Genomic DNA, 18,291 nt, shown 5'->3' with positions numbered 1-18,291 from the left:
TCAGCGTCGGACATGCAAGCGCTGGTCATCGTGGCCCACGGGTCTCACTTGAACCCTGATTCGAGCGCTCCGACGTACGACCACGCGGACACCATCCGCGACGTCGACGCGTTCGACGAGGTGAAGACCGGTTTCTGGAAGGAAGAACCGTCGCTCAGGGAGGTCCTTCGAACGGTGGAGTCCGACGAGGTGTTCGTCGTCCCGATGTTCATCAGCGAGGGCTACTTCACCGAGCAGGTCATCCCCCGCGAACTCCGCCTCGATGGCTGGGACGTCTCCGAGTGGGACTCCGACGGTCTGAGCGCCAGCCACGCCACGCTCACAGCGAGCGATACGAACCAGCGCGTCCACTACTGCGGTCCCGTCGGCACCCACGAGTCGATGACCGACGTGCTCGTCCGCCGCGCGGAGTCGGTGACCGGTGACCCAACTGTAGGAACGGGATTCGGTCTCGCCGTCGTCGGGCACGGCACCGAACGCAACGAGAACAGCGCGAAAGCCATCGAGTACCACGCCGACCGCATCCGCGAGATGGACCGCTTCGACGAGGTGCAGGCGCTGTACATGGACGAGGAACCCGAAGTCGACGACGTGGCCGACTACTTCGAGAGCGAGGACGTGGTCGTGGTCCCGCTGTTCATCGCCGACGGCTTCCACACGCAGGAGGACATCCCCGAGGACATGGGACTCACCGACGACTACCGGACGGGCTACGACGTCCCCGCCGAGGTCGATGGCCACCGCATCTGGTACGCCGGGGCGGTCGGCACCGAGTCGCTGATGGCCGACGTGGTGCTCGAACGCGCCGCCGAGGCGGGCGCAGACGTCGGCGACGCCGTCGAAGTCGTCCGGAAGCGAACGCGGGGGTCGCCCGCGGCGGGTGACTGATGCACGCCGGACAGCTCGACGCGCTCGTCGACGCCGCGGACGGCGGTGACGGCGTCGACTTCGACGGCCTGCGCGCGGGCCGTGACGGCGACGCGTTTCAGTTCCGCACCCCGCACACGGAGCGCGCCGACCTCTCCGAAGCCGAGTTCCGCGAGGTGGCCGAGTCGAACCCGTGGTACGTCTCGAACTGGTTCTACTGGACGCGCGAAGTCGGTCCCGAGGCCGGCGCGGCGGATGACGAGGATAGACACACCGCGATCCGCGACGGCAGCAACGCACGCCGGGCGTTCCTCCGGTGGGCCGAACGCGCCGACGACCACGGCGTCCCGGAGCGCTACGAGGCGCTCGCCGACGGCGTCACCCGTGAGTGGGGCCAACTCTGCGTGACGGCGACCGTCGGCGACCACGGCGAGCGTCGCTACCACCTCCGCCACGTCGCCGACGCCGACGCCGACGCCGACCTCTCGTCGCTCGACGTGTACGCCGCCCCGCACGAGGCCCGCAGCATCGTCACGTACGACGAGAAGGGTCGCTACCGGCCGCTGAAAACCGCCCCGACGCTCCGAGACGGCTGGGCGTTTCCCGACCTCGACGGCCGATCGCTCGTCGAGACGGTCGACGTCGTCTACCCGGCGACGATTCCGAACTGGTACCGCGAGCGGGAGGGCTGCCTCGACGTGACGCACTGGGACGAGACGGCCGAGCGCCAGACCGGAATCTACGACATCGTCGACGAACTCGACGAGGAAGCCGTCGAGTGGATAGCGGAGTCCTGTTGCGTCGACTCGCAGTGTCTCAAGCGCCGGATGTGGGACGCCGATGAGGAGACGGAACTCGACACCGACCGCGGCGACGGCGTCTTCCCCTGTAGGGAGCCGTGTTCGCTCGTCGTCGCCGCCGCGCGCAAGTGGACGACGCTCGAACGCGAGGAGTCGAGGACCTACGAGTTCGAACTCACGCCGAGCGAGAAAGAGCAGGTCGAAGAGATAATCGACGCGGTCGCCGAGGGTCGGACCGACGAGATTCGCGAGGCCGACGTGTACGAGGGCGCGAACCGCTACCGAGCGCGCTTCCTCCGTGCCAAACAGTTCGACGACGAGGGCAACTTGTCGGGGACGCCGACCGGCGACGAGTAGTTCGTCGCCCGGCTTTCCGCCGATTCAGCGCAGTTCACTGGCCGCGAGGCTCAGCGCGACGCCGAGGACGACGCCGGCGGCCAGAAGCAACAGCGAGCTGTCGAGAATCAGGCCGACGCCGAGGACGGCCGTCAGTGCGACGACGCCGACGCCGACCAGCGGAACGACGCCGACGTCGCCGACGCTGTCGCGCACGTCCTCGAGCGGTCCCGGTTTCGAGGCCGTCTCCGCCGACGGGGGTCGACCGAGTCGCTCGTCGACGGCGACTTCCGGTTCCGCTCGCTTCGGTTCGACCGTCACCTCGACGGTCGTCTTCTTCGCGCCGTAGCCTGTCGATATCTCCATCGTTCCGGTTACGGTCCGGTCGAGCGACTCGTCGACGGCGATGCGAACGGGGAGCGACGCTCCCCGTTCGACGTAGTGGTTGCCGGCGTCGAGTCGGGCGACGCGCGAGAGCGCGTCGCCGAGACGCAGGTGGACGTGGACGGATTCACCGCGGTTGACGAGGTCGACGAAGAACGACCCCGCCGTCGTGAACTCGCCCGGTGCGTCCACGGCGTGGAGTCGCTCGCCGTTCACTTCGACCGGGAGCGTCTGTGACATGTCTGCCCCCACAGTACGCGTCGGGAAAAAGATACAGGACGTTACAGGTCGTCTCCGGACGATTTTTAACTCGACTCCCCGATTTCGGCCGCCCACGAGGCGTCGCCTCCGACGCGCCCGCCGCTTCGGACGGCCAGAACAGGGCGTCTACGACCGGCGTCGCGGGGAACTCACTCGTCGCGCATGTCCGGCGGCAGGAGGTTCGGGATGCCGTCCTCGATGGGGTACACCTCGCCCGTTCCCGTCCCAACGAGGCGACCTTCGAGTATCTCGTCGCCGTCGCGCTCGTCGACTTCCAGTTCGAGGTCGCTCTTGTCGAGCGGGTCGCAGAGAATGTCCATCAGGGATTCCTTCATCGTCCGGGAGGTTGGCGCGCCGGATAAAAAGCGTGCGGATTCTCCGGTACTCCCGTTCTCGCGGTCACGGACCGTCGGCGACGACGTCCGTTCATAGCTCCGCTACGACCACGGGGAGGGCGACGACGAACCCAACGAGCAGCACGCTGAGCGCGAACACCAGCGGGAACAGCGTCCCGGCGGCCTCGGTGGCGACGCGGATGCCGACGACCGCCGGAATGCCGACGAGCGCGAGCGTCGCCGCCTCCAGTCGGGTCGCCGGGTGCGCCGCCGGGTCGAGCACGTACCACGCCAGTGCGCCGCCGACGCTCGCGCCGAAGACGGTGACGGTGTTGACTGACGGTCCGGCGGCCGCATAGGCGAACGCGCCGAGACCGGCCGCGAGCGCGAACGCCCGCTGCGGCCGTCCGCGGACGAGTCGCAGCGCGACCCACAGAAACGCCGCCGCCAGCGCCGCGCCCGCGAACACGTCGCCGACGTAGTGGACACCGATGACGACCCGCGAGAGCGAGACGACGACGATCAGAATCGCGGCGCACGCGTAGCGAACGCCGCGACGACCCGCGTCGACGAGTGCGGCGAGACCACCGTACAGCACCGTCGCGATGACCGCGTGCCCGCTCGGAAATCCGTAGCCGGTCGCGACGACGAGCGCCGTCTCGACCGGCGGGCGCGGGAGCGCGAACACCCCCTTCAGTCCGACGACGAGGGCGGCCCCGCCGAGGACGAGCGCCGTCAGCGTCGCCGCCCGGTTGCGGTCGGTGAGCCAGTAGAGCAGACAGAGAAACGCGAGCGCGAAGGCGACGCCACCGAGTTCCGTCGCGGGAACGAACCACTCGGCGACGCTCGGCGGAACCGCGTCTCGAATCGTCTCCGAGAACGGGACGAGACGAAATGCGTTCATTCGCACCCCCCGAGCAGTCCGGGTGTTCCGGGTCTCCCGAGCGACGCCGACCAGTCGCTCGCGGTCGGTGAGACGAGCATAGCGGTCGGACTCGGGGAGATAGCAAGAGCGTGTCGGTTCGGAGAGGTGTCGGGCGATTCGCGCGAAAAAGTGACGGTTCGAGTTAGCGGTATCGAACGGGTACTGCGACTCGAACGGTTACCGTGACTCGAACGGGTTCGCGAGTTCGACCGACTGCTCGCGGTCCGGGCCGACGCCGACGGCGTAGACGGGCGCGTCGACCTGCTCGCTCAGGTAGTCGAGGTAGTCGCGGGCGGCCTCGGGGATGGCCTCGTTGCCCTCCTCGGACACTTCGGTCCAGTCGACCTCGGGCCACGGTTCGAACTCCTTCAGCACGGGTTCGCAGCGGGCCCACTCCTCGGTGGTCGACGGAATCGTCCGAATCTCCTCGCCGTCGAGTTCGTACGCGTGGCCGACCTTCAGTTCGTCCAGTCCGGCGAGCACGTCGACGTGGTTGACGGCGATGCCGGTGAAGCCGCTCGTGCGCGACGCGTGTCGGAGCATCGGCACGTCGAGCCATCCGATGCGGCGCGGGCGACCCGTGACGGTGCCGAACTCGCCGCCCTTCTCGCGGATGAAGTCCGCGAGTTCCTCCTCGCGCTCGTCGCCGTCGAGTTCGGTCGGGAGCGGCCCCTCGCCAACACGTGAGAGGTACGCTTTGACGATGCCGACGACTTCGCCGCGGCCGACGACGGTCGGTCCGACGCCCGACCCGGTGGCGGCGCCGCCCGCAGTCGGGTTCGAGGAGGTGACGTACGGGTAGTTGCCGTGGTCGATGTCGATGAGCGTGCCCTGCGCGCCCTCGAACATCACGTTGTCCCCTTCGGCGCGCCGGTGGTAGAGGAAGTCGCCGGCGTCAACGAGCATCCCCTCCTCGGCGAGGCGACGGCCGTACTCGCTGTACTGCTCGTGGAGGGCGTCGACGTCGAGTTCCTCGCCGGCCTCCAAGCCGTAGACGTCCTCGACGAGCGCACGCTTCTGTGGGACGACGTACTCCAGTCGGTTGCGGAGTATCTCCGGGTCGAGCAGGTCGCCAACGCGGATACCGCGGCGACCCGCCTTGTCCTCGTACGTCGGGCCGATGCCGCGGCCGGTGGTGCCGACTTTCACGCCCGACTCGGCTTTCGCCTCCTCCTCGATGCCGTCGAGTCGGCGGTGGTACGGGAGGATGACGTGTGCCCGCTTGGCGACGCGCACGTCGGGGTCGAGACCACGCTCGCGCAGCGTGTCGAGTTCGTCGAACAGCGTCTCGGGGTTGACGACGCAGCCGTTTCCGAGTACGCCGATTTTACCCCGCACCGCGCCGCTGGGGACCAGCGAGAGTTTGTACTCGGTGCCCGCCTCGACGACGGTGTGCCCGGCGTTGTCGCCGCCCTGATACCGGACGACCACGTCGGCGTCGCCGCCCCAGAGGTCGACGAGTGCGCCCTTGCCTTCGTCGCCCAACTGCGAGCCGACGATTGTGACAGTCATAGTCGCCGATTCTGCACGACTCGCTAAACCGGTTACGGTCCGCCCTTGGAAAATGAACACGGGTGCGCACAGCTGTTCACTCGCTTACAGAGTGTTGAACACGAACGTGTATCTCCCCGCTCCCCGTGGCGAATCCAAACGGTTAACAATACACGTGTTGTACAATGACAATCCCAACTGTTATTCGTCGGCTTCGACAGCAACTTTTAAAGGGACAAAAGACAAGTTAACAAATGGCATGATAGATAGACTCGAGAAAGAGGTGGACATGCTCGAACGACACCTCCAGGTGCTGAAGATGGTCATCGAGAACGAACCGATCGGCATCGTAAAGATGTCCAACGAGACCGGCTACCCCCACCACAAAGTGCGCTACTCGCTGCGCGTCCTCGAAGAGGAGAACCTCATCGAGCCGTCCAGTCAGGGAGCGATCACGACCGAACGAACGGCCGAGTTCGTCGACGAACTCGACGGTAAGCTCGACGAGATCGTCGACAAGCTCGACACGATGAAGATCGAAGACGCGGTCGAAGTCGAAGGATAGTTTCTCGCTCAGAGTTCGGGAACGTTCAGGTGGAAGTCGCCATTACGGGTTTCGACGAGACAGAGGTGGAACCCCCGCTTTCTGGAGAGTCGCACCAGGCTCTTTCGCTTGCCGCGGCTGAGTAACCCGCCGCCAGTCGCGTCGGCGGCCGTCTCCAACGCTTCCGGCTCGAAGTAACTCGTCGTCACGAGGAACGCCGCCCCCAGCGATTCGCTCGACTCCGCGACCTGCCCGGCGTTTTGGACGAGCGACGACATCATCGCCTCCGACGCCGCCGCCCGCGAGTCGTTGAGGTCGGCGACCAGAAGCGGGTTGCCCATCCGGTCGCGGAGCACCACGTCGAATGTCCGCTGCTCGCGGTGTTCCTCGCCGTTCTCGATGAACTGCACAGAGACGTCGCCGCCGAGTTCGGCGCGGTCGACCTTCGGAATCGCATCGAACAGGTCCTGCATCGCGCTCACGTTGCCCGTGTCGCGAATCTCGTACAGCAGGTTGTCGACGACCCACTTCACGAAGCCGTACTCGACAGTGCCTTCGAGGAACTCCTCGTAGGACTCCCCCTCGACGTGGAGGTCGTCGGTCTCGAATCGGGTGTGGTGTTCGAGCCGGAGGTTTTCGATGACCTCGGGGCGGTCGACCTCGCCCGCGTGAGCCTTCTCCAGCGTGCCGCCGCTCTTGGTGCCGTAACGGACGAACAGGTTCGTCCCGTCGAGCGCCTCCTTGCGCCCCATCGTCCGCTCCGGCGCCGACGCTGCGCCGTCGCTTCCGGTTTCGGCGGCGGCGAGTCGTTCTTCGAGCGACTCGACTTCGGCCTCCAACCGCTCGACCGTCTCCGCAAGGCGGTCGGCGCGTTCGCGCTGCTCGTCGCGCTCGGTTTCGACCTCAGAGAGTCGCTCGACCGCCTGCTGGCGCTCGGTCTCGGCGGTCTTCTTCGCGGCGACGGCGCGTTCGAGTCGCTGTTCGAGGTCTGCGTTCTCGGGGGTCGACTGCTGCTGGGCGGCGGTCTGCTGTTCCCGAGCCACCTGTCGGCGTCGCGACTGAGCGCCGTCGTCTTGTGACTGTTCGGCCCGCGCCACCTGCCTACGGCGCTGCATCTGTCGCCGCCGCCGCTTGGCGTCGTCGCTCGACGGGACGGCCACCTCCGTCTCCTCGGGGTCGAGCGCCGGTATCGACTTCGCGTTGCGCCACTCGGCCTCTTCGGAGAACACGTCCGGGTCTTCCGCTCCGCTCGCCGCCTTCGAGGGCTTGGCGTTCGCGGACGTCGAAGCCGGTGCGCCCGTCGTTTCGAGCGGGTCGGTCGTCGGTTCGTCGCTCGGGTCGCTCCCGCCAACTTCGGCGGCGTCGTCGGTCGCCGCGCGATCGGCCGCCGCGCTGTCGCCGGTTTCCGCGGCGTCGGGACGCTCGGCAGGTGCGCCTCCGGGCGCAGTATCCGTCGGAGCGTCGCTCGGGCGCTCCGCCTCAACGCGTGCAGCGGTATTGGTCTCGTCGGGCGCCGTCTCGTTCGCTGGTATGTCGTTCGGTCCCGTCTCGGCAGTCGATTCCGAGAGCGAGTCCGTCGCCTCCGAACCTCCCGGCGTCTCGTCGACCGCCGGTTCCGTCTCCGCCTCGGTCGCGTCAGTCGCGTCGGTCGCCTCAACCGACTCGGCTTCCGGCGCGTCCAAGTCGGCTCCGACGGCGCTGAACGTCACGTCCTCCTGCTCCGCGTCCTCGTCGTCCGTTTCAAGCTCGGGTTCCGGTTCCGGTTCCGGAATCTCGACTACGTCGACATCGACGGCTTTCACCTCGAAGATGCCGACCTCGTCGTCGGCGCGCTTGAACGCCTCCTCGCCCGTCAACAGCGTCCGACTGTTGCCTACGAACGCGACGCTCATCGACTTGCCGCCGTGGTAGACGACGTAGTAGTCGCCCGACAGCACGTGCTCGGAGAGTTCGATGTAACCCGTGAAGTTGCCCGCTTTCAGCGTGGCGTCGGCCTCCGAAATCGACGTCTCGTTCGTGTAGTAGTTCGCGCGGGTCTCGCCGCCTCGCTCCTGCATCGTAAAGAGGAGCGGCAGCGAGGGATCCGGCGCGGCGTAGGCGGTGCCGTCGGCGTTCTCGAAGGACTCTATCGCTCCTTCGAAAACGCCGACGACGCGGCCGTTGACCATGAACGCCCACGCCATGTCGGCGCTGACCGCCCCGGTGAACCCCGCATCCGCGAGTTCGGAGAGACCGGCGTAGCCGTCGCCGAACGGTCGCTCCTCCCACCCGGTAACTGTCTCGATTACGTCGCTGTTCATTTGATGCTACTTCACCACACCCGAAGCAAATAGTTTCCGGACGCGAAGACAGCTGTCAGTCGCCCGTCAGCCACCCGTCAGTCATCGGCTGCCGCCCCGTCTCGGTCGAGCCGTCTCCATCGTCAGTAGCTCTTTGCCGTCCGCCGCCGACGTACGGTCGTGTCACGTCCCGAGTCGTACTCGTTTCAGCGCTATCTCGCGGCGAAAGAGCGCGTCGACGACCGGGCGCTCCACCGTCCGACGCTCGACGAACTGACCGCCGACCTCGCCGAAATCGCCGACCGCCGCGGCGACGTTCGCGTCCTCGACGTCGGGGGCGGTCTCGGCTCGATGCTCCGCCGCCTGCTCGACTGGAACCGACTGCCCGACCGCGTCTCCTACACGCTCGTCGACCGCGACGAATCGACCCTCGGACGCGGCTACGAGAGGTGCGTCGACTGGGCGAGAGACGCGGGGTACGCCGTCGACGAGGGCAGCGGGGGCGACGAGGGCGACGCGGACGCCGACCTCCTGCTCTCGACGGGGACGGAGCGAATCGCCGTCTCCTTGGTCGCCGCCGACGCCTTCGACCTCCTCGCCGACGCCGAAGCGACGTGGGACCTCGTCGTCGCCGCCGCGTTTCTGGACATCGTCGAGTTGAACCGCGCGCTGCCGCTCGTCTTCTCGGCGCTCGCCGACGGCGGGCGCTGGTACTTCCCCGTCACGTTCGACGGCGAGACGGGCTTCGCGCCGACACCCGACCCCGAACTGGAGGCTCGAGTCGTCGACGCCTACCACGAGACGATGGACGCACCCGAGCGCCCCGGCGGGAGTCGGACGGGCAGGGAACTGCTTGCGACAGTCCCGGAGTTCGGCGGGGAGATACTCTCAGCCGGCGGCTCCGACTGGGTGGTCACGACCCCGTACGCGGGCGACGAGGCGTACTTCCTCCACCACCTGCTCTCCTTCTTCGATGACGCCGTCGGAGGGACGGGTGAGATCGACCGCTTCGACGCGTGGGTCGACGAGCGACACGCGGCCGTCGAGCGCGGCGAACTCTCGCTCGTCGCGCACCACCTCGACGTGTACGGTCGGTGCTGAACGCCGGGTTCTCGGCCGAAACGTTGGCGTCTCGGTCGGAACGCCGTCAGTCGATGGCGTGTTCGGCCGGTTTCGGCGCGGCGTCGCCGATGCGTCCTGAAACGTACAACCAGTCTCGGACGAACCCGAGCAGCAGCGTCCCCCCGAACGCCACTGCACCGACGGTTCTGGCCCGCTGACCGGGAACCGGCGACAGCGCGACGGCCAGAAACGCCATCTGCAGCCCCGCGAGCAGGCGGCGACTGACGCGCTGCGGCAGGTCGTAGACGGGTGCGCCGCGGCGGCGGCGCAGGGAGCGCGCGAGACCAAACATGTAGCGCGCGAGACCGACCGAGAGGTACCAGACCGGGAGGAGACCGGCGGCGACGCCGACCGAGCAGGCGACGAGCACGCCGAGCGCGTCGTACTCGAGGTCCAGCGACGCTCCCAGTTCGGTCACCCGGTCGGTTCGGCGCGCCAGCGCGCCGTCGACGGCGTCGAGCGCGGCGGCGGTTCCGTAGAGCACGCCGGGAATCCACAGGAGCGCGGCGATGTCGGTCCAGTCGACGACGGCGAACGCGGCGACCCACGCCAAGAGGACGCCGCGACCGAGCGTGACGAGGTTGCCGGTGCCGAAGCGGGCCAACAGCGTTTCGCCCGTCCGCCGGTTTCGGTCGAGTCGGTGAACGGCCCATCCGAGTTCGAGCGCGAGGACCGCGGCGGCGACGAGAAGCCACGCTCCGACCGTCGTCGTCGAGAGGCGAGACGCGGAGAGCGCACCGCCGATGAGCAACGTCGCGAGCACGGCGACGCCAGCGAAAGTCCCGAGACGGCGGCGGAGACTGGCGAGCGCGCTCTCGCTGCGGAGGCGATTGCTACCGGACACATCCACTCATAGGGTGCTTGAAATATAGTTCTATGGCCCCGTGAGCGACCCCGCGAGGCGGTGCGAGTCGACCTCAGACGAGCGCTCGAACCGCGATGGCTGCCGCGAGCGGGAGACCGAACGCCGCGACGGCGGTCAGCGCCCAGATGTCACCCGTCTGCAGTGCGACCGGAAGCGCTCCCTCGTACAGGAGCCACGCTGCGAAGGCGAACAGGACGACAAGTCCGAAGGTGAGACCGTTGACGACCGCGCGCGAGAGCGACGCGGCGAGCAACCCGACGAGGGCGCCGCCGACGAGGAGACCCGTCCAGTGGACCGTCGTCGCCGCAACGCCGACGACGGTGGCGAGAATCAGCGCGAGTTCGGCGTAGCGACCGGTTCGTATCGGCGTCAGCGCCGAGTCGGTGCGCGCGCTCACGTCGAACCCTCCGCGACGAAAGCGAAGACGGAGTCAGGGTCGGGGTCGCCCCCGGGCGTGTCGAACGTCATTGCTTCGTACGTTCTGTCGGGGCGCATATCAAATTGGCCGTGGAGGTGCAGCGATTCGGGGTCGTTCACCGCTCATACGCGCTCGGAGAGCGCGTCCCGGAGCACCGTCCGGTGGCACCGCTTCTTCTCGGTGTTCTCGAAGCAGACCAGCGCCACGTCCTCGCCCGCGCGGAGTCGCTCCGAAAGCGTCTCCAGCGCCGCCTGCGGCTCCTTGCTTTCGAGATACTCCCGATAGCGCGACTCGAACCCGACGTTCTCCCACGCGGCGTTGTGCGCGCCCTCGTCGCAGAGTCCGGCCATCTTCAGGTCGTCGCGCTCCCGTCCGAACTCGTCGAGGAGCGACTCCGGCGGACCGAGCGACGGGCGGTTCTCGTTGACGCTCCCGTGGAACCACCGCGTCGGGCGGCGGACGACGCCGACCAGACGCACACTCTCCGGGAGTTCGACCAATCCGTGCTGGAGCGCGGCGACGTAGGTGTCGTGCAAACTGCCGGTCGACGACGGCACCGTGTCGTCCGTGTACATACCACTACCTCGTCGCTCGCGATTGAGAACTGTTTCGGCGAACGTGGCGACGCCTAACGCCGAACCAGTCAACTCCGCAATCACTATGCCGCCGTTGCCACAACGTCCGCCGATGCAACGCGTCGAACTCGCTCGCCGACTCGGCCGCGTCGCGCCCGTCGTCACCCTCGGGTCGATTCTGGCCGCGACCGTCGTCGCGCCGTGGTTCTCGTGGTCCCGCGACGCGCTCTCGGAACTCGGCGTCGACCCGGCGACGGCGCTTCTGTTCAACGGCGGCCTGATTCTCGGCGCACTGCTGGCGCTCCCGTACGCGGTGCCGCTGTGGACGGCGGCGACGACACGCGCCGCCCACCTCGTCGCGGTCTTCTTCGCGCTCACCGGCGTCGCGATGGGTCTCGTCGGCGTCTTTCCGATGGACACGTCGCCGCACGGCGCCGTCGCGGTCTCGTTCTACCTGCTGTTGACGGCGACGCTCGCCGTCGACGGCGCCGTTCGCCGGAGAACGGCGACCGGCCGACTTTCGCTCGTTTTCGCCGTCGTCCACCTGCTCTCGTGGGCGGCGTGGGCCGACGGCTGGTTTCCGGGTTCCGGTCTCGCACTCCCGGAATTCGTCGGCGCGGTGATTCTCGCCGTCTGGGTGCTGGCGCTGAGTCCGGTCGCGACGGCTAGCCGCTAACCCAGTAACTCGTTGAACCGGTTGATATCCTCGTCGAGACCCGCGACGACGAGTTCGTCGCCGTCGCGGACGCGGAACTTCGCGCCGAGGTCCGTCAGCAACTCGCCGTTTCGTTCGACGGCGACGACGGTGCAGTTCGTCCGCGCCCGAACGTCCGCCTCCGCGAGCGTCTGTCCGGCCAACTGAGGCGCTCGCGTTCGAATCACGTCTATCTGGGTGTCCGGCGCGATGACCTCCTCGTCGAGGAGGTTCGAGGCGAGCATCCGCCCGCTCACCGTCGAGAGCGAGAGGACGTACTCTGCCCCAGCACGGTAGAGCTTGCTCACGCTCCCCGTCTCGTTCGCGCGGGCGATGATCTCCACGTCCGGGGCGACCTGTTTCACCGCGAGCGTCGCGAAGATGGTGGTCGTGTCGCTGTTCAGTGCGAGTACGACGCTTCGGGCCTCCTCGATGTTCGCCGCTTCGAGCGTCTCGCGGTCGGTGACGTCGCCGACCACGTCGACGCCGGGTTTCTCCTCCTTGTCGACGACGAGGTACGGCACGTCAGCTTTCGCCAGCGCAGACGACACCGTCGCGCCGACTGCGCCGCGGCCAACGACGAGCACCGACCCGCGCCGATGTCGCCGCGACTCAGACAGCGTGAGTTCTTTCAGAGCCGAGAGCTGGTGCTCCACACCGGCGACGAGTAACACGGTGTGTTCGTCGATGACGGCGTTGGGCGACGGCGGACTGACGAACTCGCCGCGGAACCACGCACCGATGACGTTGACGCCGGTTCGGACGCCGATTTCGCTCTCGGCGACGGTCTGGCCGACGAGTTCGGAGTCGCGCTGGACGATGAGTTCCGCCACCTCGAAATCCTCGTCGACGACGATGGCGTCGGCCATCTCCGTCGTGACGGCCGTCGTCACTTTTCCGGCGAGGCTCTCGCCGAGGACGTGCCGCGGCGAGAGAACTGCGTCCGCGCCCGCGTAGCGGTGGTAGTCGGCTACCTCGTCGTTCTCGACGACGCTCACCACCCGAACGTCGTCTCGGAGTTCCTTCGCCGAGAGGACGATGCTCGCGTTCATCTCGTCGTCGGCGTCGGCGACGAGCGCCAGCGCGTCGCCGACGGAGGCCGCCTCCAGCGTGTCGAGTTCCTCGGGGTCGCCGTGGACGACCGTGTACCCGTCCTCGTACAGCTGTTGAGAGGTCTCGCGGTCGCGGACGACGACGACGTACGGCACGCCCCGCGATCGGAGTTCGTCGACGAGCGTCTCGCCGCGCGGCGTGAACTCGCAAATGACGACGTGGCCAGACAGATCGACGTTGGTCGGTGGGGCCGTCGCCAGCGCTTCTTCGACCAACGGGACGACGAACAGCGGCAGCGTCGTAAAGAGGAGGCCGACGCCCGTCGCCTGCATCGCCATCACGAGGAGCAACACCGGCGGTGACGACCACAAAGTGGCGTGCTCACCGTATCCCGTCGTGGTGAACGTCTCGACGACGATGGCTAGCGACTGGACGTATCCCACCTGTACACCTTCGTACGTCGCCATCGCGTACTGGTAGATGAACGCGTACGTGAACATCACGGCCAGCGCGGCCGCGGTGAAAATCACCGCTCGGCGTCTCGAATCAGGCATTCACCCGCCGTTTGCGCGTCAGACCCTTAAAACAGAGGCGCGCGGAACGGCAAAGCCCTCGGCGACCGTACGTCCACCGTGAACTCCCGCTACCGCGACGCGATTCTCGCGACGTTCGTGCTGCTGTCGCTCTCGGTCGGCGTCGCCGCCGCCGGCGTGTCGCTCTCGGCGCTCCGGTCGCCGTCAGCCGCCGTCGTCGGATGTGTCGGCGCGCTCTCGCTGGAACTGGTGATGGCGGCGTTTCCCGAGCGCAGCGCCCGCCTCTGGCGACGACCCGTCGTGCGGGTGGCCTCGATACTCGCCGTCTTCGTCGCTGCCGCCGCGGGAGTCGTCCTCGACGTCGGTGAGTGGGTCGTCACCGCGCTGGTCGCCGGACTCGCGACGTACTTCGTCCTGTTAGCGCTAGTACTCTCGGAGGCGATTCCGCCGCCGGAGACATGGTTCCGGTGAGACGACGCCGAAGGGCGGGACGGAGCGAAACGCCGCGGCTGGGCGGGTGATTACCGAGAGACCGCAAAAGGAGGGCCGACTTGCCGATTACGCCCCGCCGACTTCCGCACCGGCGTACAGCACGACGACGAGGAAGATCCAGACGATGTCGACGAAGTGCCAGTACATCGAGGCGGTGCTGACCGAGACGTGGCGGTCGGCGGAGTACTGCCCGGCGAGCGCGCGGACGAGGACGATGCCCAGAAGCACCGCGCCGAGGCTGACGTGCAGTCCGTGGAGACCGGTGAGGCCGAAGAACGCGCTCGCGAAGATGCCGCTCGTGAAGGTGAACCCCTCGTTGACGATGAACTCGTAGTACTCGAGCACCTGCCCGGCGATGAACACCGCGCCGAGGACGAGCGTTACGACGAGACCGAGGATGAACTGACGGCGATTCTCGCGGCGGATGGCGACGTGCGCCCAGTGGAGCGTGAAACTCGACGCGATGAGCAGCGCTGTGTTCGCCAGCACGAGCGACCCGAGCAGGTGCGGGAGCTCCTGCGGCGGCCACGTTCCTGCGCGGATGAAGAAGTAGTACGTGAACACCGCGCCGAATGTCGCGAGTTCGGAGCCGAGGAACGCGACCATCCCCCACTTGAGCGCCATCGAGCCGTTCGCGCTCGTGTCGCGCGACCAGAAGTGGCTCACGAACGCGTGGTACACCCAGCCGTAGATGCCGACGAGGAACAGGCCGACGCTCCCGACGAAGACGGCGGGACCGGCTATCGTCGGCAGGAGGTCGGGGTTGCCCAACGCGACGATGTACAGCGCCGCGCCGACGTACAACCCCGCGCCGCCGAGTGCAGTGACGAACGGCCACCACGACGCCTCGCCGAACCCTCGCGGCCAGTCCTCGACAGCCGGGAGGTGGTGCCCGTGGTGCCCGTGGTCCTCGTGTGATTCTTGCGTACTCATGTCCGTGAGTTGCCGTTGGTTCACTAAAAAACCTCCCTACTTGCGCCGCACGGGAGGGCTGGCTTCGGTTGGTTCGACTCTCGACAGGTGACGCGAAGTCGGAACTTACTCGTGGCGAGTCGCCCTACCTTCGACGATGGCTCTACGTCCCCGGTCGCCCGGCCGTCGCGGTCGCTCGGACTCGGCGTCACCCGGCGAGCGCGACGCCGGCGCTCTCGGCGACGGTGACGCTCCTCCAACGGACGACGACCGGCGAGGCGTCTCCCGCCTCGCCGCCTCACTCGTCGCCGCTGCGCTCGCCCTCTCGACGTTCCTCGCCGCCACGGGCGTCGCCGCCGCCCACGCCGGGGCGGTTCGCAGCGCCGCGCCGGGGACGCTGGAGATTCCGACGTGGCTCTTCCTGCTCACCGGCGGCGGGGCCGTCGGCGCGTCGTTTCTGCTCGCAAGTTTCGTCACCGACCGGCAGTTCATTCGCTCGATTCACGACTGGGGCGGCACGCTCGCGTCGCCGGGGCGACTGGTTCGTCTCGTCGCTCGCACCCTCTCGGTCGCGCTGCTCCTGCTCACGATATACGTCGGCTTCGTTGGACCAGACACCCAGCTCAGAAACCTCGCGATTCTGGTCGTCTGGGTCGGCTGGTGGGGCGGCTACGTCGCCTCCGTTTACCTCGTCGGCAACACGTGGCCGACGCTCAACCCGTTCCGCGCGCTCGCCGAACTGCTCCTCTCGCTCGACCGCGAGTACCCCGAACGCCTCGGGGCGTGGCCTGCCGTCGTCGGCCTCTTGGCGCTTATCTTTCTCGAAGTCGTCGCGCCGATCGGCGACGAACCGCGGGCGCTCGCGACCGTCATCGTCGCTTACGCCGTCGCGACGCTCGCCGGAAGCGTCGTCTTCGGTCCCGACCGCTGGTTCGAGACGGTCGACCCCGTCTCGCGGACGTTCGAGTTTTACGGCCACGTCGCGCCGCTCGAACGCGGCGATGACGGCCTGCGGTTCCGACTTCCGGGCGCGGGGCTCTCCGAGGCAGGCCTCGTCGTCGGCCGCGACCAGGTGGCGTTCGTCGTCGCCGTCCTCTACGTCACCACCTACGACGGCTTCGTCGGAACGAATCTGTGGGCGTGGCTCGTCATCGAACTCGTCTCCGTCGGGATTCCGCCGCTTCTCGGCTACCTGCTCGTCTACTTCCTCGGCTATCTGGCGTTCCTCCGGGTTTACTGGTGGTCGGCGCGACTTGCACGGCGCTACGCCGAGACGTACTACACTGTCGAGTACCTCGCCGAGCGGTTCGCGCCGTCGCTTCTGGCTATCGCGGCGGGCTACCACCTCGCGCACAATTTCGGCGTGTTGCTGTCGCTGTCGCCCACGCTTGTCGACGTGGGGGTCTCGACACTCGGCGACCTCGCGACGCTCTCGCCCATCTCGCCGCCGCAGAACCCGCTCACGCTGGCGTCGCTCCCCTCGTGGTTCGGCGGTCTCGAACTGTTCTTTGTCCTCTTGGGCCACCTCGTCGCCGTCTGGGTCGCCCACGCGGCGGCGTACGAGCTCTTTCCCGACCGCCTGCAGGCGATACACAGCCAGTACGGCGTCACCGTCGTGATGGTGCTGTACACGATGATCAGCCTCTGGATAGTCAGTGAACCCCCGGCGACTCCCCCGTACATATGACCGACTCCGAACCCACCAGACGGACCGATCGCACGGACGCGCCGACCACCGAGGCTCCGGCGACCACCGAAACCCCGACGAGCGACGAGAGCGCGGACGATACCCGAGACAGCCGGCGGTCCGCCGACCTCCCCGACGACTCGGCGAGTCGTCGACGGCGCGTCGCCGACTCCGACGCCGCCTTCCGCTGCCGACACTGCGGCGACCCGTTCGTCGAGGAGCGACATCTCGCGCTCCACCGAGGCTTGAACCACGCCGCCGACCTCTCGGAGATGGAGCGCGAGGCGTATCGCAACGCCTACGAGCGCGAGGAGGCAGACCTCAAGCGGTTCCGTCTCCTCTCACTCGGCGCGCTCGTCGTGCTCTACTTCGGATTCCTGTTCGTCTACGCGGTCGTCACCTGACCTTTCCTAACGTTCACGAACGAGAGCGGACGACCCACAGCCGCGCACCGAGAACGGCCGTCGTCGGCCAAGGCGGGTGCACGGTCCACCGACGACGGGCGGACGCCGAGGTCGAGGACCGCCCGTTCGCTATCAATCCGTTGAGCGACTGCCGTGTATCACCTGAAACGCGGTGTCGCACGCCGAACAGATTGCCGTCTCCTCTTCGAGATCCGATCCACCGTCGTCGCTGCTACCTCCGCCGGTCTCGTCGGGTTCGGCGGTCACGAACCGCCGGCCATCGGAGAGCGAGACGTACACCGACGCGCCGCAAGCGGGACAACTGACGCTGACGAGAGACACGCTTCTCCGAGGCGTCGGACGCTAAAACGCCTGCCGCTACCACGCGAGCAGGTCGTCGGCGTCGCGGGTGTCATCGGACAGCGACTCGAAGTGGAACCAGTCGGCCGCTGAAATCTCGTCGTCGGGGTCGGCGACGTTCGTCTCCGTCGTCTCTGCTTCGGCGGCGAACACCGGTAGGACACCCCACGTCCGGTGGCCGTCGCAGACGACGTCGACGCGGTTCAGCATCGCGAGTCCCTCGTAGGAGGCGTCGACGCCCGCTTCCTCGGCGAGTCCGCGCTCGGCCGCCTCCAGAAACGTCTCTCCGTCGTCGACGCCGCCGCTGGGGAGCACCCACCTGCCGACGCCGTCGTGGCGGACGAGAAGCACCCGCCCCTCCGGTCGGTAGACGATGCTGTGCGCGCCGAACGGCGCACCCGTCGCGCAGATACGGGTGGCAAGCGTTCGGAACCGCGCTCGGAAGACGCGCTTTGTCTGCGGTCGTTCGAGAAACGAGTCGTAGCGGTCGTCGAGGGCGTGTACGCCCGTTCGGCGCGCCGGCGCGCTTCGTCGGCCAGAAACCAGAGGTCGTCGAGCGTCGTCATCGGGCGGTTCGTCTGAGCGGGGCGGTCTCCGCGCGATGCGAGCGAATCACTGCGAGATAGTTGGACTCGGAGAAAAATAAGGCTTCGACGGGGACTCCGCCGCGGTCACCCGACGCGCGTCGAACCATCGTCCTTTTACGCGGTCGAACGGAAACTGAGACTATGAGTTTTGAGAAAGACGACCGCGTCGTGTTCCACGACAAACACAGCGAGTTCGACGAGGAGGTCGGCACCGTCACGCAGGTGATGGAGACGATGTTCGGCGAAGCGACGTACACGGTGAGCTTCGAGGACGGTCAGGAGACGGGCGTTCCGGCCGACGCGCTAGAGGCCGCGGACGCCGACGACGAGGAGTAGGGCTTTTTTCACTCCCGCTCGCCTACCCCGT

The 18,291-nt window shown here is 67.6% G+C and carries 21 protein-coding genes and 1 pseudogene; 9 read left to right on the top strand and 13 right to left on the bottom strand.

Going from position 1 to position 18,291, the window contains the following annotated elements; translation table 11 throughout:
• Positions 1-12: 12 nt before the first annotated feature.
• Positions 13-888, top strand: coding sequence for a CbiX/SirB N-terminal domain-containing protein (locus LAQ58_RS08695; protein WP_224447057.1), 876 nt, complete (start codon positions 13-15; stop codon positions 886-888).
• Entirely contained in the window at positions 888-2,024 is a 1,137-nt protein-coding gene (locus LAQ58_RS08690) for a DR2241 family protein (protein ID WP_224447056.1), read from the top strand. Before LAQ58_RS08695 ends, LAQ58_RS08690 begins: the two co-directional genes overlap by 1 nt.
• Positions 2,025-2,048: 24 nt before the next feature.
• On the opposite strand, the gene LAQ58_RS08685 is transcribed toward LAQ58_RS08690, so the two are convergent.
• From LAQ58_RS08685 to LAQ58_RS08670, 4 genes are all read right to left on the bottom strand, one after another.
• Positions 2,049-2,627 carry a DUF7524 family protein gene (locus LAQ58_RS08685; RefSeq protein WP_224447055.1) on the bottom strand — a complete coding sequence of 193 codons (579 nt, stop codon included), beginning with the start codon at positions 2,625-2,627 and terminating at the stop codon, positions 2,049-2,051.
• Positions 2,628-2,797: 170 nt separating this feature from the next.
• Positions 2,798-2,983 (bottom strand): methytransferase partner Trm112, encoded by a 186-nt coding sequence (locus tag LAQ58_RS08680; RefSeq protein ID WP_224447054.1) that lies wholly within the window; start codon positions 2,981-2,983, stop codon positions 2,798-2,800.
• A gap of 91 nt (positions 2,984-3,074) precedes the next feature.
• Positions 3,075-3,887, bottom strand: coding sequence for a phosphatase PAP2 family protein (locus tag LAQ58_RS08675; RefSeq protein WP_224447053.1), 813 nt, complete (start codon positions 3,885-3,887; stop codon positions 3,075-3,077).
• Between the two features lie 198 nt (positions 3,888-4,085).
• The gene (locus LAQ58_RS08670) at positions 4,086-5,420 is read right to left on the bottom strand and encodes an adenylosuccinate synthase (RefSeq protein WP_224447052.1); all 1,335 of its coding nucleotides are present in this window, start codon (positions 5,418-5,420) and stop codon (positions 4,086-4,088) included.
• Between the two features lie 238 nt (positions 5,421-5,658).
• On the opposite strand from LAQ58_RS08670, the gene LAQ58_RS08665 reads away from it, so the two are divergent.
• Complete coding sequence (locus tag LAQ58_RS08665) at positions 5,659-5,964, top strand: hypothetical protein (RefSeq protein ID WP_117591543.1); 306 nt, start codon at positions 5,659-5,661, stop codon at positions 5,962-5,964.
• A gap of 8 nt (positions 5,965-5,972) precedes the next feature.
• Here LAQ58_RS08665 and LAQ58_RS08660 read toward each other — a convergent pair whose 3' ends face one another.
• Entirely contained in the window at positions 5,973-8,243 is a 2,271-nt protein-coding gene (locus tag LAQ58_RS08660) for a DUF7527 domain-containing protein (RefSeq protein ID WP_224447051.1), read from the bottom strand.
• 159 nt (positions 8,244-8,402) lie between these two features.
• Between LAQ58_RS08660 and LAQ58_RS08655 the strand changes: the two genes are divergently transcribed.
• A complete protein-coding gene (locus LAQ58_RS08655; protein ID WP_224447050.1) occupies positions 8,403-9,323 on the top strand; it encodes a class I SAM-dependent methyltransferase in 921 nt (306 codons plus the stop codon).
• A gap of 46 nt (positions 9,324-9,369) precedes the next feature.
• On the opposite strand, the gene LAQ58_RS08650 is transcribed toward LAQ58_RS08655, so the two are convergent.
• The 4 genes from LAQ58_RS08650 to LAQ58_RS08635 all read right to left on the bottom strand — a co-directional run bounded on the left by LAQ58_RS08650 (position 9,370) and on the right by LAQ58_RS08635 (position 11,202).
• On the bottom strand, positions 9,370-10,188 hold the full coding sequence (locus tag LAQ58_RS08650) for a CDP-alcohol phosphatidyltransferase family protein (RefSeq protein WP_224447049.1): 819 nt from the start codon (positions 10,186-10,188) through the stop codon (positions 9,370-9,372).
• Between the two features lie 73 nt (positions 10,189-10,261).
• Complete coding sequence (locus tag LAQ58_RS08645) at positions 10,262-10,606, bottom strand: hypothetical protein (protein ID WP_224447048.1); 345 nt, start codon at positions 10,604-10,606, stop codon at positions 10,262-10,264.
• The gene (locus tag LAQ58_RS08640; RefSeq protein ID WP_224447047.1) at positions 10,603-10,746 is read right to left on the bottom strand and encodes a hypothetical protein; all 144 of its coding nucleotides are present in this window, start codon (positions 10,744-10,746) and stop codon (positions 10,603-10,605) included. The genes LAQ58_RS08645 and LAQ58_RS08640 overlap by 4 nt, the downstream gene beginning before the upstream one ends.
• Positions 10,747-10,749: 3 nt before the next feature.
• A complete protein-coding gene (locus tag LAQ58_RS08635) occupies positions 10,750-11,202 on the bottom strand; it encodes a DUF488 family protein, N3 subclade (RefSeq protein ID WP_224447046.1) in 453 nt (150 codons plus the stop codon).
• A 112-nt stretch (positions 11,203-11,314) separates the two neighbouring features.
• Between LAQ58_RS08635 and LAQ58_RS08630 the strand changes: the two genes are divergently transcribed.
• On the top strand, positions 11,315-11,878 hold the full coding sequence (locus LAQ58_RS08630; protein WP_224447045.1) for a DUF998 domain-containing protein: 564 nt from the start codon (positions 11,315-11,317) through the stop codon (positions 11,876-11,878).
• Here the strand turns inward: LAQ58_RS08630 and LAQ58_RS08625 are convergent.
• Positions 11,875-13,503, bottom strand: coding sequence for a potassium channel family protein (locus LAQ58_RS08625; protein ID WP_224447044.1), 1,629 nt, complete (start codon positions 13,501-13,503; stop codon positions 11,875-11,877). The genes LAQ58_RS08630 and LAQ58_RS08625 overlap by 4 nt on opposite strands.
• Before the next feature lie 78 nt (positions 13,504-13,581).
• On the opposite strand from LAQ58_RS08625, the gene LAQ58_RS08620 reads away from it, so the two are divergent.
• Complete coding sequence (locus LAQ58_RS08620; RefSeq protein WP_224447043.1) at positions 13,582-13,953, top strand: hypothetical protein; 372 nt, start codon at positions 13,582-13,584, stop codon at positions 13,951-13,953.
• An 87-nt stretch (positions 13,954-14,040) separates the two neighbouring features.
• On the opposite strand, the gene LAQ58_RS08615 is transcribed toward LAQ58_RS08620, so the two are convergent.
• A complete protein-coding gene (locus LAQ58_RS08615; protein ID WP_224447042.1) occupies positions 14,041-14,907 on the bottom strand; it encodes a cytochrome c oxidase subunit 3 in 867 nt (288 codons plus the stop codon).
• 136 nt (positions 14,908-15,043) lie between these two features.
• On the opposite strand from LAQ58_RS08615, the gene LAQ58_RS08610 reads away from it, so the two are divergent.
• Positions 15,044-16,573, top strand: a complete 1,530-nt coding sequence (locus LAQ58_RS08610) for a hypothetical protein (RefSeq protein ID WP_224447041.1) — start codon at positions 15,044-15,046, stop codon at positions 16,571-16,573.
• Complete coding sequence (locus LAQ58_RS08605; protein WP_224447040.1) at positions 16,570-16,977, top strand: hypothetical protein; 408 nt, start codon at positions 16,570-16,572, stop codon at positions 16,975-16,977. The genes LAQ58_RS08610 and LAQ58_RS08605 overlap by 4 nt, the downstream gene beginning before the upstream one ends.
• Positions 16,978-17,109: 132 nt before the next feature.
• On the opposite strand, the gene LAQ58_RS08600 is transcribed toward LAQ58_RS08605, so the two are convergent.
• Positions 17,110-17,319, bottom strand: a complete 210-nt coding sequence (locus LAQ58_RS08600) for a hypothetical protein (protein WP_224447039.1) — start codon at positions 17,317-17,319, stop codon at positions 17,110-17,112.
• A gap of 36 nt (positions 17,320-17,355) precedes the next feature.
• Positions 17,356-17,903, bottom strand: a pseudogene (locus LAQ58_RS08595) (NUDIX hydrolase).
• A 162-nt stretch (positions 17,904-18,065) separates the two neighbouring features.
• On the opposite strand from LAQ58_RS08595, the gene LAQ58_RS08590 reads away from it, so the two are divergent.
• On the top strand, positions 18,066-18,260 hold the full coding sequence (locus LAQ58_RS08590; RefSeq protein ID WP_224447038.1) for a DUF1918 domain-containing protein: 195 nt from the start codon (positions 18,066-18,068) through the stop codon (positions 18,258-18,260).
• Positions 18,261-18,291 lie beyond the last annotated feature (31 nt).

The organism is Haloprofundus salilacus (assembly GCF_020150815.1).
GTDB classification, from domain to species: Archaea; Halobacteriota; Halobacteria; order Halobacteriales; family Haloferacaceae; genus Haloprofundus; species Haloprofundus salilacus.
Note: the sequence above shows the minus strand (reverse complement) of the source record. Positions and strands in the feature narration are given on the sequence as shown.